This window comes from Novosphingobium sp. LASN5T (genome assembly GCF_003856955.1).
Taxonomy (GTDB): Bacteria; Pseudomonadota; Alphaproteobacteria; order Sphingomonadales; family Sphingomonadaceae; genus Novosphingobium.
This window is the reverse complement of the sequence record NZ_RQSI01000001.1, coordinates 337,869-353,716: the sequence shown is the minus strand read 5'-3', so window position 1 is coordinate 353,716 and position 15,848 is coordinate 337,869. Positions and strand designations below refer to the sequence as shown.

Here is a 15,848-nt window from a genome sequence, read left to right as displayed (position 1 = left end):
TGGGAGCGGTATCAGCGGTTGGGGGCAGCGGTGGTGCCGCTGGCATCGCGCGCATCCTTGTCGCGTGTCCTCAGCAGCCCGGCGTAGTTCGCCGAGAGGTTGGCGGCATTGAGCGCTGCCATATAGCTCTGGCGCATCTGCGCGCGCTGGCGCAGCACCTCCTCACGCAGCTCGCGCAATTGTTCGATGCCTTTGACGAGGATGCGGGTCTGGCAGACGTTGGCATTGGCATCGTCGGCAGCGCCCGCCGCGCTGGCGCCGCGTTCAGCGTTGCCGATGGCAAAATCGATGCTCCGCGTGAGATCGTTGAGCATCTGGTAGGCAAGCGTCAGCGCCACCAGTTCATCGGTATCGGCGATCACTGAGTCCGGCACGCCTTGACGCACACCCCATTCGAGCATGCGGTAGACCGGGAGCGTGCGGACATTGGCGACGAACTGGCGCTCTTCGGCCGTTAACGCCGAGCGGGTGCGGATCTTGGTGGTGATCGCCTGCATGCGGATGCGCGCCAGTTCGAGCGCGCCCTTGCCGGTATCGGTGCTGCAGTCAGCCGCGGTTGCAGGAACGTTGAGCGCGCGGCGCTGGACCTTGCCGGTGAGAAAATCGTCCGGGCTTTCGGTGTCCTGGCGCGGACAGGCGGGGATCGCCGAGAACAGCGGCACCTTGTCCGCCGGATCCCAGCGCATGTAGACGTCACCAACCCGCGCGCGCATCACGCTTGCCCAGTCGCCTGCGCCAACGCGGGCCGCAGCGTGGCCGAGCAGCGAGCCGGTACGGAAAATGTCGGTAACCTCGGCCGGGCAGTTGGCGAGTGCGTCCTTGAGATCCTCAGTTGGGCTGTTGCGGTTGGCCTGGATCTTCTCGCGGCTCTGCTGGTAGCTCTTGGCGAAGCCTTCCTTCACCGACTTGTAGCCGGTCATCTCCTCGATGATCCCCGACATGTTATCGTCGCCCTTGGCAATCTGGACCATGCGGTTGGCAAGGCGGCAGTCGTTGACCTGGATCGAGTTCAGGAAATTGGTCGCCGCCTCCATCTTCGAGATGATGTTGCCCATCTTCTCGTCGAGGGTTTCAAGGAGGTACTGGAACGCGACGGCGGGAGCAGCCTGGAGGATGCTCTCCAGTTTCTGCACCAGATAGTCGGGGTCGAGAAACGACATGCCTCCCAAAAACATGTCGATGCCGCCGCAGCCCGCCTTCACCTTGGGGAGCGTGAGCGACATCAGGTAGTCGTTGTGGACGTCGATGCGTCCCGACATGCCGCCTGCGGTCACATAGCCCCGGGTCTGGTCCTCGAAACTGCCGGGCGAGGTATAGGTGACATTGTCGAACCAGGACTCTGCCCAGCTTTGCGCATGAGCTGGCGCAGCAGCACTGCAAGAGGCGAGCAGTGCCACTGCCAAAAGGCTCAGGCGGCGAGGCGAGGTGAGGGCAAGCAATCTGGCCATGGCGGGCGTCCTTCGAAAACAACAGGAGTGGGAGAGAACCGGCCCGCCATGAACGGTCTCCTCAGCGACTAGATGGGGAGTATCGGCTTACGCCGACGATCCCGGTGAACTTGGAGAGCGCACGCACGCCGACTTCGGCGCGCACGCCGGTCAGCATGCGCGCGGCGAGCCAGGCGTTGCGCGCGAGGTTGGCCGCATGATCGGTGCCGATCGCGATCGGCACGGTGCGGCCCGCATCGTCCACCGGACGCACCCAGGCAACGGGATGGCCGACCCAGAGCAGGCCGAGCCTCCCCGAACGCAGCAGCGCTTCGGCGCCCGATATGGTGCGGACCTGCCAGCCATAGCGGCGATGGACCTCGCCGAGCCTTGCCCAGAGGTCGGCGCAGGGCACGCATCCCGGCGCGGTGCTCATCTCGATGACGAAGGCGGGCGCCTGACCGCGCAGAGAACCTGCAAAGTCGGGCGGAAAGTCGCGGGTTACCGGCACGCGCGCGAGCCAGGCGCGCATATCGGCTTCGTTCGCCACGGGATGGATCGCGGCCTGCATGGCGTCGGCGCGGGTTACCGGCCTTGCCGATAGTGCCGATGCGGCAAGCAGCAGACCAAACGCGACGGCGATCCTGCCGGGGCGATTGAGGCCGATCATGGCTTTGCTCCTCCTGCTGGACCCACAAGATCCCCGCCAAGCATTTCGGCTGCGCGGGCACGCGGGTCGCTCGCAGACACCGGGCCATTGGCGAGCGCGTCGAAGAACCCGTCTTCTTCGCCAGCCCCAGTCATGAACTGTTCGGGGCGAATGTCGCCGGTGAGGAGTTTGACCGCCTGATAGGCCATCTGCGTGAGGTTGGGGTAGGCTTCGATGCCTGCCGCGATCACCATGCGCTGCTGACTGCCGCGCCGGATAATCATGGTGGTGGGTGTCACTTCGACCCCGAAGCGTTGGCCAAGCTCCGGCCGCCGGTCGATATCCATCAGGGTCACCTGCCAGCCCATCTCGTCCTGGAAGCGCTGGACGATCGGCCATTGCACCCGGCAATAGCCGCAGGAGACCCTCGAGAACATGACCAGCGCGAACTCGCCGGCATGGGCGCGCAAGTAACGCCGCCGTACATCGTCCTTGTAGGCGGTGAGCTCGGAGCGGGCATCGCCGACCATCGGATTGGCCGATTTGGAATTGAGTTCGGGGTGCTGGAGCATGGCGATCTGGGTGAGCCCCGCAAAGGCTCGGGCCTTGCGCCGGGCAAAATCCTCGAGCCGCCAGAAGTCCGCCACGGCATCGACGGTGAGCACGGTTGCGGCATAGTCGCGCTGCGCTTCGATCAGTTTACGGATCTTCGGGGGGGTCCAGCTCGCAAGTTCGGCCATCGGCGGGATCACCGGCCGCACCAACGCATCGCTCTCGGGCGCTTCGGGTTTGGCCGGGCTCGGCGGCGGCGCATACCACCAATAGCCCTGCTTGATCGAGCCGACAGCATTGGGCGCGCTGGCCTGTGCCATGACTGGTGACACCGATGCGAGCAGCAGCGGCAGGGCCAAGCCGAGCCTCAACAAGATTCGCGTGCGGTTCACAGCACTTTCTCCATGCGGGTAAGGCGATCGAGCGCGACCGGGCCATAGTAGCGGCTGTCGAACCCGTCGGGATGCGACGAGCCGACGAAGATGAACCCTGGCGGGATCGTCGCTTCGGTCGGCTGCCAGTGATCGAGTTTCATGCGATTGCGGCCGTAGGGCTTGGAGACGCTGAGAAGGTGCTCGTTGCAGTAGTACCACCCATCGAAAGTGCCATATGGCGCGCCGGGAGTCCTCGAAGGCTTTTCGATGAGGTCGATCCGCTCGCCTGGCATGCACAGCGCCTGCTTGGTGACATTGACTGGCTTAGGTCCCGCAAGCGGATGCGACAGCATGAACATGACATAGTCGGCCTTGCGGATCGGGCCTGGGCTCACCCGCACTGCGATCGCCGAAATCGACGGGCTCATCACCCAGGTCACTTGCGGGATCGCCCAGAGCGTGATGAGGCCGACAGGCAGCACGATGGCATAGGCCTTCCACAGCTGCGCCGGGCGGACCGGCTGCCCGAGCCCCGAGCTCCCGAGCGCGACGGCAGCGCGCAAGGGGAGGAGCTTGACTGCGGGCCAAGCCGCCCTAGCGGCCTTCCAGGCGAGCTTGAACACTTTCGACCTCCTTGCTCCCGCCCAGACGGGCATATTCTTCGAGCAACCCTGAAAGGGCCGCGTCGCCGTAGATCACCTGGGCGCCGCCAGGCGGGGCAATCGCCGCCGCTAACTCGTCGCGCTCGCAATAGGGCTGGGCGGGATCGCCCGGGACCATGGCGAGCGCGGGCACCACGCTGACGCCGTGTTCGCGGAACACGAGCGGATCGACGATGATCTGCGTGGCTCGCATCGCGCAGGCCGGTCCTTCGCAGCCGGGATCGAGCCGCAGAACTTCGGCCGAGAGTTTAGCCATCGGGCCAACCTGCCGCATCCCGCCCGGCATGCCCCGAAAGGCCATGACCCCGCCTGCCTTTTCGAGCTGGGCCGCATAGGTGCGCAGTGTCGCCACCGGCATCGAGGAGGAGACGAACAGCATCGGCACCCAGTTCTGGGCTCGGTTGGGCGAAGCAGCCTCGGCGACGGCAGTCATGTCGGGCGCTTCGAGGCCAAGCGCTGCGCGCAGACGTTTCGCCATCGTCTCACGCTGCGCGGCGAGTGCATCCTTCCCCTTATCAAGCGCAGCGTGGGCGCGCGCTTCCATGGTGGGATCGGGTGCCCGTTTGTGCAGCCCCTCGAAGGCGCGGCGACGTTCGGCCTCGGGCAGGTCGGGCAAGGTCGTAGGGCCGGAGGCAGCATCAGACTTGCGCTGGGCAACCACCTCCTTCAGGCGTTCCATCGCGGCATCGCCTTCGCTCTTCGATTTAATTTCCTGCGGGGAAGGCTGCTCTGTCGGTGTTCTCGCCTGCGCAGCGGCATGCGAAGGGGGAAGCATGGCACAGCCGAGCGCCGTGCCGAGTGTCACGAATGTTGCGCGCACGGCGTTACTTGCCGATGGCCTGCATGTAGGCATCGATCCTATCCTTCATGTCGATCTGGAGCTGGCCCTGGGTGCGGGCTTCGATGTCGGCGTAGTATTCGGAGAGATCCATCTTCGAGAAATCAAGCGCCTGGAACTCTTCGGGGGTGAAGCCGCGGCAATAGGGGGCCTTGGGGGTGCCCCAGCCGACAGTGTTGAACACCTTGAGTTGCGGGCGGCCTTGTTCTTGGATGATACGCCCGAGCTTGGTATTGAAGCAGCAGTGGCCCCTGGCCTTCTGGATACAGATGCCGAGCACACTGGCGGTGCAGTAGGTGCCGACCTCGTGGCACATGCCCGAACCCCGCAGCATGCCGGTTTCCATGTCTTCCTGGTCGCAGCCGGCGAGCAGTACCTCGAAGATGAAATTGACTGCGAGGCTGATGGCGATCGAAGTCGGATCGATCCCGGCGATCATCGCATGCGCGCCGGCGCCCGCCGCTTCGCCCGCAGTCGCACCGGCCTTGAATGCCGTGAAGGCCGCCTTCATCCCGGTGAACACGGCCTTGGCCACGGCGATCTTGGTGCCGATCGAGCCGATCGACGAGCCCATCCCGTCCTTGACGATCTTGCCCTTGTCCTTGCAGCAGTTCTGGAAGGTGTCGAGGAGCCCGGGCGGACGGCAGCGCATGGCGCGCCCTGAAAAAATCTCGATGTTGGCGGTGCAGTTGCCATTCGCATCAACGGCCCCGTCAGCAGGCACGCCGGGATCGGAGATCGGCGGCTCTTCGACGATCGGCGTAGCGGCTGCATCCTGACACGGATTGGGCGAGCAGGTCGGTTCGCCGCCAGAGGCAGGCACCTCGCAAGCGAACTGATCCCCGAGTGGGCAGGCATAAGTCCCGGTGACCGTGACCGTGCAGAGGGCCTGCTGCAGCGGGCATTGCCAGGTGCCGCTCTGCGTCGCCAAGCAGCTCGCGGTCTCGCCTGGATCGGCAGCATCGCCGTTGCCGTTGAGATCCGCGGCGCAGATCTCCTGGGCCTGCGCAGCAATCGGCGACAACGCGCTGGCCGCGAGCAGCAAACCGAGTTGGAGCGACAGGCAGCTCATGGCACTGCGCTCGTGCAGACCATGTCGGCGCCCGCAAGGCGGACGGTCTGCATCATCACCACGGCTTCGGGAAAATCGTCAAGGCAGCCGCAGGCCGAGACCACTTCCTCACCGGGGCCTGCGAGGCACTGATTGGCGGCATCGCAGGCGTGGTAGAAAGTGTCGTAACCGGTCGGCACGTTCTGGCGGCTCCCGACAACGCCGTCCGGCGCGGCGGCGGTGTTCGCCTTGGGCGCGCGGGTCTTGCAGATCGGCTCGCAGGCCGCGACAGAAGCCTCAGTCGGCATGCCGAAGCCGCGCGTCGTCGTCGTGACGCTCCCGTCTTTCGCGGTCTGCCGGTCGGCGAGCAGCGTTTCGGTCGAATGGTCGATGATGTAGGCGCCGCGCGAGAGATCGGGCGCCGGCAAAGCGGCCGAGTCGATGACGCAGGCGTAGGTCCGGTCGCGTTCGAAAAATGGCCGGGTCATCTGCATGGTGCAGGCAGCGCTGCCGAACAGCCGCGTCTGCGCCAGCGGCCTCAGGCCGGTCGCGACGCCATTGTGGAACGTCGTCACGCCATCGACATCCTCATCCGCAAGGTGGCATTGCGGATCGGCGGCGTAGCCCGAGCACAGATCGACAATCCGTTCGGTGACCGAGCAGCTGGTATCGACCGCTACATGGATCTGAGCGAAAGCGTCGCCACGATCGGCAACCGCGACGCGCAGCCAGACCTCGTGATCGCCATTGGTAAGCCAGGGCTTGATGTCGATCCCCGGCGAGTAAGAGGTAGTGTGGTTCATCTCGCAGTTGCCAGGCGGAAAGCCGAGTCCCGTCCAGGCGCCAGGGCCAAAGGCGATGACATTGCCGTCGATGCGCACCTGCGCCCAATCATCGGCGGAGAAAGTCGGCAGTGTCGCTGCCGTGATCCGCGTCGCGTCTCCAACATGGAGCGTCATACGAAAATCGATCAGACCACAGCCGCCTCCGCGCAGGCTGTTGTCGGCGGGCGAGCCCATCAGAAAATCGACGTTGCTGACCCCGTCGCTCACCGTTGCATAGCCGCCCGAAGTGCGCGCGATGACGTCATCGACGCGCACTTCGTGCACGCTGACCTCACGGGTCACGGTGCAGGCGCGTTTTTGCTCGGCCTTGCCCGAACCGGCTGGCGATGATGCCAGGGCCTGAAATACCCGGCTGGTCGCCGACTGCGCGAAGGCATCGCCCTGGATCGCTGTGGGATTGCTGCGATAACCTGTCTCAGCCAGCGCGGGATTTGAACTGCAGGCAGTCGTCTGCGCGCCGACATAGTCGATCACCGGGCCATTGATCCGTGCTTCTGCAATGCCAATCCGGGGATCGGCCGTGGTCAGCGCGCCGACCATGCCGCCGCCGAGGTCTTTGAGCACCGTTTCCAGATTGCCGAATACGAGATTGCTGCCGCAACTGTTGTTGACGCAGGTGCAGCCGGCGAGTTCGGGCATGTCGACCTGGGTGAGCTTCAATTCGCCCGCACTATCGAGGTCCCAGCGAAACGAGCGGCACTGGTCCCAGGTGCCGGGATTGCAGGAGATGAAACCGTTGGCGCAGATTCCCGAGACCGGAACCGGCAAGGTGACGCTGCTGTCGAAGCGGCCGTCGAGGTTCTTGTCGCGCGAAATCCGCACCAGGCCGATATCGCCCGTTGCGCTGGGCTGGATCAGCACCTCGAGCAGGTTGGCACTCTTTTGGCAGGCGATGGTGGGGGTGAATGTCTTCGAGCCATCGACGGTTGCGACAGGCTGTCCGCTCATGCCGGGCGTCACATAGTTCTTCTGCAGCGTGTCGCTTTCGCTCGTTTTCGCCCGCGAGGCGGTAGCGGCGGCGCGGGCGCGGTCCTCGACGCTTTGTGCCTGTGCCAGCAAGGGCAAGACAAGTGCGGACCCAGCGAGTAGCAGCGGCCAGACACGATGCGATTGCCAAAGGGTGACCAGCACGGCCGCTACCCGTGCCTGGGCAGCTGAGAGGGGGACCGCGCCGGAATGGGCAAGCGCGGCCGTGCTGGCCATAAGTGGAGCGGTGCCCTCAGGGGCTTGGGGCACCGCTCCCGCCTCGCGCGCACCCTGGCAGCCGCACTGGCTGTGGCGGGCAGACCATGGCTTACCCAGGGCCCTCGCGGGACGTTTCGAAATCGGAATGGGCGAGAAGACCTGGCTCATTGCACCGGAATCCCGGCGCAGCAGATCACCTTCTCGAAAAGCATGAACTGGGCATTGTCCTTGCCGGGCGCATGCTTGGCCGAAGACCACAGCGCGCCGGGGCGGCCGATATTGACGCATTTGCCGCCCTTGACCGGCTCCATCAGCTGGAGCTTGTAGCGCGACTTGGTCCAGATCGGCTGCGGCTTGAACGAGCAGCCGTCGCTCGAACTGATGGTGAGGAGCCCGAGGCGGCCCATCATGAAGGTGCCGCGCGCGGCGAGCCCGGCCCAGGCCTCGACCGAATCGTCGAAATGGATGTCGCCGGCAACCGGATAGGTCGCGCCCCACGAGCCCATGCACCAGAACAAGGGATCGATGACCTTGCCTGCGGCGGCCGCAGCGCTGTCGGCCATGCAGGCGAGCCCGGCGGCGGGATTGCCGAACAGGACGCCTTCGGGCTGGATGATCGCACCCAGGGTTCCCGACTGCCAGGTTGGCAGCACCTCGGTGATCATCGCGACGTCGAAGCCGTCGTCTTCGAGACACGGCAGGTCGGTGAACATGTCGAGCATCTTCCACACCGGTGAGATGTAATAATGCATCTGTGCGAACATCTTGCGGGTGTTTGTTCCGTCAGAGATTGAACTCTGCGAGCCCTGGAGGCGGCCGTGCGTGGGCAAGAGATCGGCGCCCAGTGCCATCATGCAGCCGGGCTCGGTCACAACATCAACCATGCGGTTTGGCGACCAGAACGACACCTTGACCCCGAACCAGAACGTCGCGCCCTTGCGGCAGGCGCACAAAGGCTTTGACGAAGACTGGGCGTCGAGTTCCTTCGACGGCTTGTCGAACGTGCCGATGCGCACGCCGCCGATGGTGATCGGGAAAATGCAACTCCAGCGCACCTTGGTGATCGGGTTGAACACGGTGCCTGCGGGACACGACGATGCCTGCGCCGGTGCGGCTGTGCCCAGTCCGAGCCCCAGCATCAGCGTCGTCGCAGCGAGCCAGCGCCGAACGCGATGCCGACGGTTGCGATTTTCTGTCCTGCTATTGCGGGTCATGGCGCTTGCCTTTCTCACCTTGTTGCGGAGCGCGGTGGCTTTCGCTGCGATCGAGGCGGACTTCGCTGAGTTCGAGCCGCTGGCCGACCTGGCTCACCACCACGGGTGCTACGGTCAGGCCCAGGCGCTCCTTGACGCGTTTCTCGAGGATGAAGATCGGCCGACCGGTGCGCTCCGACACCGTTATTGCGTCATCGTCATGCGCAGTCCCGGCCGCGAGCAGGATGAAGTCGGTGAGGCGGGCCACCTTGAGCGCCCAGGCGAGATCGCGCGGGGCCACAACAACGAGCCGCTGCGGCAGCGTCACATAGGCGAGCGGATTGAAGCTGTAGCCCTTGGGGTAAAGGAGCGAGCCATCGGGCAGACGGATTTCGGCGTCGAGCGTGTAAAACGGCACGACAGAGCGGGTCTGGCTCTTCGTCGCGGGTGCAAGGCTTGCTGATTTCATCGCCGACCACGACGAGCGCGGTCCGAAACGCTCACGCATATCGGCCGGAAGCTTGGAGGTGCGTGCCTCGATTTCGGCGAGCGCGTCGGGTTCGGCGATTGGCCAGGTCCGCCCGATGGTCGAACTGGCGGCGCGGGCATGTCCAGCCATCAGCGCCGAGGCGGCAATCAGCGCGGCGACGACCCCGTTCTGGAAAGCGGCCACGTGCCAGCGCTGCACCTTCCGGTGGCCCTTTGGTTCAGCGGTCACGGCGGCGCCTCCACCAGAACTGGCGATCGTCGCCAGCAAGGCCGCGAATCGCAGTGACCAGCCCGGCGAGCGCCAGAACGGCAACGAGCCCGACCAGCACGCGCAAGGGCCATTCGATCTGCGTTGCCGACCAGGCCACCAGCGCCGCCTGGATCAGCAGCAACAGGTGTGTACCGACGAGAATGCGGATCGCAGAAGGTCCGGGGACGGGCGAAAGGATGCCCCTCATGGCTGTGGCCGCCGCAGACTGACGGCAAGCACACGCTCGGCGGCCGGCATGGCGAGACCCAGGAGGTTGCCTGCGCCAAGCCCTGCGACTGCGAGCAGGGCAAGCCAGGACGGCAGCGCTCCGAGCGCGAAACCGAGGAATATTGCGAGGCAGAGGCACGCATCGAGCGCAGCCGCAGCGATCAGCCACTGGGCGCGGCGATGCGCGCAGACGTTGGCCGCGTGCAGGGCGTGCTCCTGCAACGAGGACTGCTCGCGCAGCAGGGCGAGTTCGCCTTCTATTTCGCCGTGGCGGCGCAGCAGGAAATCATGGAGACTCTCTTCGGTTCGCCGCCCGGCAAAGGGGCAGGGCCGGGGAAGATCGGCTTCGTTCAGCAAGGCATGCACGCTCATGAATTCCTCCAGCGGCGATAACGGGCGGCGAAATGGCCGGTGAGGCCGGAAAGGGCGATGAGCAGCAGGCCGCTCAGCAAGCAGGCGCCGCCGACCATTGCGCCCGCGCGCAGCAGCAGTCCGATCGGCTGATGCAGCGCCGCACCGGCGCCGAGCACGAGCGCCGCCATTCCGGCGCTTTCGATCAGGATCAGGCGGAAACGCCAGCGCAGCGCTGCCGCTTCGGCGCGGATCGCCACGCGCGCCTCGATGATGCGCTCCATCTCGGCATCCTTGCTCCAGTCGAACGGAAGCTGGGTGCCATTTGAACGGCACTTCGAACGGATCGGAGATCGGGATAACCGCATCACACGCTCTCTCGCGTGGATGGCGCCGGAAGGCGCGGGCGCAGATCGCCGAGAATGTCCGCCGGATCGACGCCTGCGAGCTCGCAGACTGCTTCGAGCGGCGAGCGGCCCTGCCGGATCAGCGCCTCGAAGGCGGCTACTTCCGTGGGCGCGGAGGTATTGATCCAGTAGCTGAAGGGATCGACCACGAGGCGGGCGATGCCGAGTCCCAGCGGCGAGTCGATGAACACCTCGGAATAGTTGGGTTTGTTGTTGCGGACCGATTTCAGCAGCTCGAGGACGAAACCCGAATAGTCGAGGATCCGGTTCTCGACCGCCTTGTCGTAGGTCGAACCCTGCAGCAGGAAGCGCGTCGCGGCATTTTCGAGGATGACCTGGCCGGTGCCGCCGAACAGCAGCAGATCGTTCATCGACTGCATGACGATGCCGAAACTGCCCTGGTACTTGCGCGCGCGGCGGTAACCCTGGCCGAACGCCTCGGCGAGCCGCGACAGGTCCTGACCTTCGCTGCGGCTCATGAACTGCGCGGCTTCATCGCACAGCACGAAGCGCGGACGGTCGCGGCCCGAAAGGTAGAGCTCCTGGGTGACGGCGTTCACCACCACCATGACCACGACGTTGAACAGGTCGGGCATGTTCTTGAGGCGCTCGAGTTCGAGCACGACGAATTCGTCGCTCGAGATGTCGAAAGTCGATGCCCCGTTGAAATAGTGCCCGTAGGCCCCGTCCGAACCAAAATCGCGCAGGTTGAACGCGAGCTCGCGCGCCACCGGCACGAGATGTTCGACCCGGTCGAGATCGCTCAGCGTTTCGGCGGGATAGGCGCCCAGCCATTCGCGCACGGCGTCGATCCCGTCCTCGGACCGGCCCGTATCGATCGTCCACTGCACGGCCGACTTCAGGAGGTTCCATTCCGAGGTCGAAACGCCCTTGCGGGTGGCGGCATTGGCCATTTCGGCGACGATCGCGACCGCCATGGCAATCGCCGACTGCTTGTCCTCGCCGTCGAGCGCAAAACCCATGTCGAACGGGTTGAGAACAAGGCGTTCTTCGCCGATGTCGATGTAGCGGCCCGAGCACAGCGTGCAGAGCTTGCGATACGAGCCGCCGATATCGATGATGCGGATGAGCGCGCCGCTGGCGTAATATTGTTGGCAGAGGTTGTTGAGGAGGAAGCTTTTGCCCGCGCCGGACTCGGCCGAGACGATGAAATTGTAATTGTTGATCCGCGGATCGAACAGGTCGAGCGTGATGAGCTGGCCCTTGCGGCCGGTATAGAGCAGGGCTGGGCGCCCGCCACCGCGAAAGTCGGTCTGGATCGGCGCCATCAGCACTGCGGCCTTGGCCGGCATGCGAAAATCTCGCTCGAGCATGCGCAGCGTCTTGCCGTCGGGATAGAGCCCGAACGGCAGGCTCATCGACAGCAGGACGGGATTGAGGTAGCTTTCCTCCTGCATCATGAAGGGCAGGGGTTCTGCTTCCCACAGCCGCTTGGCGCGCGCCGCCATTTCACGGGCCTGGGCGCGGGTCTGGCCGAACACCCAGACACTGGGGATCACGCGGACGAAACGGCTGTTGCCAGCCTCGTCGAGCACCCAGCCGATCTCCTCGATCTGCTTGCCGACCTCGACCGCGAAAGACCCTGCTGCCTTCTGCGCCGACAAGATCTGCGCGCGCTTGTGGATCTCGAAGGCCGAATGATCGAACAGGATATTGAGGCAATAGAGGAACGGCCCGCCGATCTGGTCGCTGTCTTCCGACGAGCCGCGCATGCCGCCGGTCAGGCGATTGGCGCGCTCGGCGCTGATCCGCCGCGCCGGGGCCTTGGGCGTGAGGCAGCGCGCGACTTGATTGCCGAGGAAAACCTCGGGGCCCTCGAACACGAGATCGGGTCCAGCATCGATGATCTGCTTGCGCAGGGGCCGTGGCTCGGCGCCATCGCTCGATCCGCTCGCGAAATTGCCCGGAGCGCTTTCGAAGACCCCATTGAAAATGCGGCGGTAGAAGGCGATCATGCTTTCGGGCGGCATCGGCGCAATGCCGAGCTTGGCGAGCTGCTCCTCGATCTGGCGCCTTGTGTCTGGTCCCAGCGGTTTGCGCGACTTGACGGCAAGAATAGTGCGGAAATTGCGGATCGGGGTGCCGTGAAGTGCTTTAAGGCCATGCCGCCCTGCCTTGAGGTAATCGTAGGTCCGCCGCGCCGAAGCCTGGATCAGCGGATCGTCGCGGGTCTTGAGATCGAGAAAGGCATCGAGCGCGGGATCGATCAGCGGATCGGCAAAACTCATCACCTGCACCACGGTGCCGGGTTCAAAGTGAATGTTAAGCAGCCCCAGCAAGGCGCTGTGAACATGGGGGAACATGTAGGCCGATGGCACTAGTTCCCAGGCATAGCCCCAGCCATCGTCGATGGTGAGGAAGGCTTGTTCGTCCTCGACCCAGGCGACGAGCGGCAGGTGATCCGAATAGGAATCGCGCGCGACTTGGCGGCGGAGCGCAGCGAACGAAAGCCCGCCGCTGGCCTCGTGACCCCGCGCGCTCACTTGCGGCGCTCCTTCGCTGGGGTGGGATCTGATGCGGCCGGTGCAGTATCTGCAGCCTCGCCGCTACGCTCACGCAACTGCCCCAGTACCGGCACTTGTGATGCAGGCGAAACCGGCGCGACGAGATAGCCGCCGACCACCCAGGACGGGCGTTCGAGGATCGAATAGACATAGCGCGGCATGTAGAGCCGGTCGGGACGCTGCCGGTCGGCATAGGGCAGGATCAGCGTTCGCACCGCCTGGGCCGGTTTGAGCATCGGGGTTTCGGGGCGGTCGATCAGTCCTTGAAGTTCACGGTAGAGGCTGTCGCGGTAGGACCCATAGGCGCCTGTTGCTGCTTGAGCATGGCCTGGTTCGCCGGGCTTCATCGCGGCTGCATCACCAGCATCACCGCTCCGCAGCAGCTTCTTGTCGCGGGTGACCGCAGGATCGGAACGCGGCGCTCGGCCTGAAACTGCATCCTCGTAGGCCTTCTCGGGATGGACGCACTGGCCGTGGTCGGAGTTCTTGCAACTGAACTTCTCCGAATAGGGTGACATCAGCGAGCCGACCGTTGCGCAGCCGCCGAGCGGTAGGCATGCCGCTATCAGCAGGACCGGCAGAACGCGGCCACGCTTCGGGGAGCTGCAGGATGTGCGGGCAAGACAAAGACTGGCCATAATGTGATCTCCGGGAAGGGGGCGCGGCCGGGGCATCAGAACTTGGTCCCGGCGCTGGGCTTGATCTCGAGGGTCACGCCCTCCTGGATGACGACGACAACTTCCTTGGCCGCTCCGACCTCGACGATCGGGCCGGCCTGGCGGGCAAGGTCGAGGTAAAAGTCAGTCAATTTGTCCGAGGACTTCGACAGCCCGCCGGCGATGCCGGTCTTGGCGGCATCGCCCGCATCGAGGGTGCGCACCGAGCCCAGCGCCGAGGTCGAAGTGGACCCAAAGGTGTTCTCAACCGACTGGCTGATCCCGCTGATGGTCCCGGCGATGAAGCTTCGGGCAAGCGCCGCACCGGCGCGGGTGACGACCTTGCCCGACAGGCCTTTCTTGCCATCGGCATCGACGAAGAAGCCCTTGACCGGCTGATCGACCACCGAGTGCTCGTCGAAATCGACACAGGACAATGAGACCAGCTGGATCTCGACGCGTTCCTTGGCGAGGCTGCCGGTCGCGTTGCCGACGACGAAGCAGCCCGCAAGGTTGGCTTTGACGTCATTGGGGAGCACGGCGGGCGCCTGGACGCGGGCGATGATCGGTTCCGGGTTCGACGTCGCGTCCCGGCTCGCCAGCGCGTCCACCCCGGTCAGGAGCCGCGCCTTCATGAAACCAGGCGGTAAATAGATTGTCCGATTCTTTTTTTTCGAGTCCGAGGCCGCGCCGCCAGCCTCCTTGGGCAGCATCGGGCTGGTCGCAGCCCCGATCGCGCCGACTTGCTTTTGGACCGGCGGTGCGGGCGGCGCTTGCGGAGGCGCCGGGGGAACTGGCGGTGCGGGAAGACTGGCATCTGCGCCGGGCACACCGGCGGGCGAGGGCGGGAAGGTGGGCGCGCTGCCCGGCAGCGCAGGCGGCAGATCGCCGCTCTCGCCGCTGGCACCGGCGCTGCCGGGGGCACCGCCATGGGGCAGCACCTTGCCTTCCTCGATCGCGGTGATGCGGTCGCCAAGCAACTGCTGGCCATCGATCACCGCCTTGAAGTCGCCGCGCAGCTTTTCTTCGAGGCTATCGCCGCGCAGGCCTGCACCCATGTCGAGCTTGGAGGCTGCGGGCGGCGGGGCCTTTTCCTTCTGGCTGCCGCTGCTCGCCGAATAGAGCCCGTAACCGAGCACGCCGACCGCGCTGGCCAGCGCTGCCTGCTTGAGCCGCAGCCGGGTTCCCGAGCCGAGCGCGTCCCAGCGCGCCTTCCAGAGATCGCGCAGCGACGTCGCAGCAATGCCGAGCTCAGGCCCATTCGCCTCTTCGGCCGCGGCCTGGGCAGCAAGGTGCGCGCTGTAGGGGCTCGGCGCTCCGTTTGCGCCGGTGCCGGTCAGAGGCTCGCCGCCGTTTGGAATAGGCTTGTCGCTGCCGCTCATTGGCCTTCTCCCCGGCGGATGACGATGAGGCGCGCGGTCTCACCGCCTTTGAGCGTGAGCCGGTCGAGCGAGACCGCGAAGACGTTGGCGCCCAGCGCCGCATCGAGGAACGTGCGTTCATCGAGCGATGCATCGCTGCTTGCGCTGACGAGGTATTCGGACGCCGACAGTCCTGCCCCCTCGATCGCGAGCCGCCGCCGTTCGCGGAGCACTGCCGAGGGGAGACCGGCGAGCACGATCTTGCCGGGGTAGGGGGCGACTTCGGCGAAGCTCGCCGGAACCCGTTCCTGCAGCAGGGCGAGTGTGATCGATACCGCGCGCTCTTCCTCAACCAGCGGCCCCATGAGGTCGCTGTTGGCCTTGGCACGCTGCGCCGCACCCGGCGCCAGTGTCACGGTCTGTGCGGGAATGTCCGACGGCTCGGTGTAGAGCGGGTAGATGGCGCCGCCGCACGAGATGAAGAATTCGGACGGGGTAGTGACATAGCTGCGTGTCGTCTGGCCCTGATCCTCGACTTCCTTGACCAGGAACTTGATCCAGGCGTCGGCGCCCGCTTTTTCGACAGCGATCGCCTTTTCGGCCGAGAACTTGACGTCCTCGATCTCGCCGCCCTCGCAGACGACATGGTTGATGTCGCGGTTCGACAGGCGGACGGTGCTGGTCTGGTCGGGATAGGCGATGATCGCGCCCCGCATCCCTTGGGCCTGGGCCTCGGTTGGCATGATCGATGCCAGCAGCGGGGTCAGAACTGCGGCGAGGTGCCGCACGTTGCGATAGGAGGCAG

Annotated in this window: 16 protein-coding genes; all 16 read right to left on the bottom strand. The window is 65.3% G+C overall.

The features are described 5' to 3' along the window. Positions 1-11: 11 nt before the first annotated feature. The 16 genes from EH199_RS01725 to EH199_RS01650 all read right to left on the bottom strand — a co-directional run bounded on the left by EH199_RS01725 (position 12) and on the right by EH199_RS01650 (position 15,786). Positions 12-1,448 carry a conjugal transfer protein TraH gene (locus EH199_RS01725; protein WP_124807534.1) on the bottom strand — a complete coding sequence of 479 codons (1,437 nt, stop codon included), beginning with the start codon at positions 1,446-1,448 and terminating at the stop codon, positions 12-14. A gap of 61 nt (positions 1,449-1,509) precedes the next feature. Continuing rightward, on the bottom strand, positions 1,510-2,097 hold the full coding sequence (locus EH199_RS01720) for a hypothetical protein (RefSeq protein WP_124807533.1): 588 nt from the start codon (positions 2,095-2,097) through the stop codon (positions 1,510-1,512). Further along, entirely contained in the window at positions 2,094-2,948 is an 855-nt protein-coding gene (locus tag EH199_RS01715) for a conjugal transfer protein TraF (protein WP_124807679.1), read from the bottom strand. The genes EH199_RS01720 and EH199_RS01715 overlap by 4 nt, the downstream gene beginning before the upstream one ends. 68 nt (positions 2,949-3,016) lie before the next feature. Continuing rightward, the gene (locus EH199_RS01710) at positions 3,017-3,625 is read right to left on the bottom strand and encodes a S26 family signal peptidase (RefSeq protein ID WP_190287046.1); all 609 of its coding nucleotides are present in this window, start codon (positions 3,623-3,625) and stop codon (positions 3,017-3,019) included. Then, positions 3,597-4,343 (bottom strand): type-F conjugative transfer system pilin assembly protein TrbC, encoded by a 747-nt coding sequence (locus EH199_RS01705; RefSeq protein ID WP_124807531.1) that lies wholly within the window; start codon positions 4,341-4,343, stop codon positions 3,597-3,599. The genes EH199_RS01710 and EH199_RS01705 overlap by 29 nt, the downstream gene beginning before the upstream one ends. A 145-nt stretch (positions 4,344-4,488) precedes the next feature. Next, positions 4,489-5,574 (bottom strand): conjugal transfer protein TraN, encoded by a 1,086-nt coding sequence (gene traN, locus EH199_RS01700; protein ID WP_124807530.1) that lies wholly within the window; start codon positions 5,572-5,574, stop codon positions 4,489-4,491. Next, on the bottom strand, positions 5,571-7,601 hold the full coding sequence (locus tag EH199_RS01695; RefSeq protein WP_223806413.1) for a hypothetical protein: 2,031 nt from the start codon (positions 7,599-7,601) through the stop codon (positions 5,571-5,573). The genes traN and EH199_RS01695 overlap by 4 nt, the downstream gene beginning before the upstream one ends. A gap of 146 nt (positions 7,602-7,747) precedes the next feature. Then, on the bottom strand, positions 7,748-8,722 hold the full coding sequence (locus EH199_RS01690; RefSeq protein ID WP_124807677.1) for a TraU family protein: 975 nt from the start codon (positions 8,720-8,722) through the stop codon (positions 7,748-7,750). Positions 8,723-8,783: 61 nt separating this feature from the next. Continuing rightward, positions 8,784-9,395 carry a conjugal transfer protein TraW gene (locus EH199_RS01685; protein WP_124807676.1) on the bottom strand — a complete coding sequence of 204 codons (612 nt, stop codon included), beginning with the start codon at positions 9,393-9,395 and terminating at the stop codon, positions 8,784-8,786. Between the two features lie 88 nt (positions 9,396-9,483). Beyond that, positions 9,484-9,723 carry a hypothetical protein gene (locus tag EH199_RS01680; protein WP_124807529.1) on the bottom strand — a complete coding sequence of 80 codons (240 nt, stop codon included), beginning with the start codon at positions 9,721-9,723 and terminating at the stop codon, positions 9,484-9,486. After that, positions 9,720-10,115, bottom strand: a complete 396-nt coding sequence (locus EH199_RS01675) for a hypothetical protein (RefSeq protein ID WP_124807528.1) — start codon at positions 10,113-10,115, stop codon at positions 9,720-9,722. The genes EH199_RS01680 and EH199_RS01675 overlap by 4 nt, the downstream gene beginning before the upstream one ends. Further along, positions 10,112-10,378, bottom strand: a complete 267-nt coding sequence (locus EH199_RS01670) for a hypothetical protein (protein ID WP_223806412.1) — start codon at positions 10,376-10,378, stop codon at positions 10,112-10,114. The genes EH199_RS01675 and EH199_RS01670 overlap by 4 nt, the downstream gene beginning before the upstream one ends. 83 nt (positions 10,379-10,461) lie before the next feature. Next, the gene (locus EH199_RS01665; protein ID WP_124807527.1) at positions 10,462-13,005 is read right to left on the bottom strand and encodes a TraC family protein; all 2,544 of its coding nucleotides are present in this window, start codon (positions 13,003-13,005) and stop codon (positions 10,462-10,464) included. Further along, positions 13,002-13,664 (bottom strand): TraV family lipoprotein, encoded by a 663-nt coding sequence (locus EH199_RS01660; RefSeq protein ID WP_124807526.1) that lies wholly within the window; start codon positions 13,662-13,664, stop codon positions 13,002-13,004. Before EH199_RS01660 ends, EH199_RS01665 begins: the two co-directional genes overlap by 4 nt. A gap of 35 nt (positions 13,665-13,699) precedes the next feature. Further along, complete coding sequence (locus tag EH199_RS01655; RefSeq protein ID WP_124807525.1) at positions 13,700-15,064, bottom strand: TraB/VirB10 family protein; 1,365 nt, start codon at positions 15,062-15,064, stop codon at positions 13,700-13,702. Then, positions 15,061-15,786 (bottom strand): type-F conjugative transfer system secretin TraK, encoded by a 726-nt coding sequence (locus EH199_RS01650; RefSeq protein WP_124807674.1) that lies wholly within the window; start codon positions 15,784-15,786, stop codon positions 15,061-15,063. The genes EH199_RS01655 and EH199_RS01650 overlap by 4 nt, the downstream gene beginning before the upstream one ends. Positions 15,787-15,848 lie beyond the last annotated feature (62 nt).